General features: G+C 63.0%; 1 protein-coding gene and 1 pseudogene. Both read right to left on the bottom strand.

Annotated features, from left to right (window positions below):
* A partial coding sequence (locus tag CK944_RS22580; RefSeq protein WP_146038790.1) for a substrate-binding domain-containing protein occupies nucleotides 1-336 on the bottom strand: 336 nt, incomplete at its 3' end.
* 63 nt (nucleotides 337-399) lie between these two features.
* A pseudogene (locus CK944_RS22575) lies at nucleotides 400-519 on the bottom strand (sugar ABC transporter substrate-binding protein); the annotation flags it as partial.

Genomic DNA, 519 nt, shown 5'->3' with positions numbered 1-519 from the left:
ATAGGCGATGACCTTGATGTCGGACGCGGCCGCGTTTTCCAGCGCGTTCGACAGCGTCGTGCCGTCCAGCGCCGCGATCACCAGCACCTTGACGCCGGTGGTGATCATGTTCTCGATCTGGTTCAGCTGCGTCGGGATGTCGTCGTTGGCATATTGCAGGTCGGGCTGATAGCCGGCCTCCTGGAATTGCTTGACCATGTTCTCACCGTCGGCGACCCAGCGCGCGGTGACCTTTTCGGGCATCGAAATGCCCACCTTCTCGTCGGCCGCCACCGCAGCCAGCGGGACCGTCAGCGCGATGGCGGCAACGGTCAGCATCTGTCTCAGCTTCGTCATTCGCATCCCCTCCCAAGGTGCCGGTCGATCGGGGGGCGGACGCTTCGGCCCGCCCAGCAAGGGTCACTTCAGCTGGTCTTCGGTGTAGTAACCGGAATCGACCAGAGCCTCCTTGATGTTGGCCTTCGTCACCGGCACCGGCTCCAGCAGATAGGACGGCACGACCTTGACGCCGTTGTCATA

Origin of the sequence: Paracoccus sp. SY, assembly GCF_002901215.1 — a bacterium.
In the GTDB taxonomy this organism is placed as follows: Bacteria; Pseudomonadota; Alphaproteobacteria; order Rhodobacterales; family Rhodobacteraceae; genus Paracoccus; species Paracoccus acridae.
This window is presented reverse-complemented; position numbering and strand designations above follow the sequence as displayed.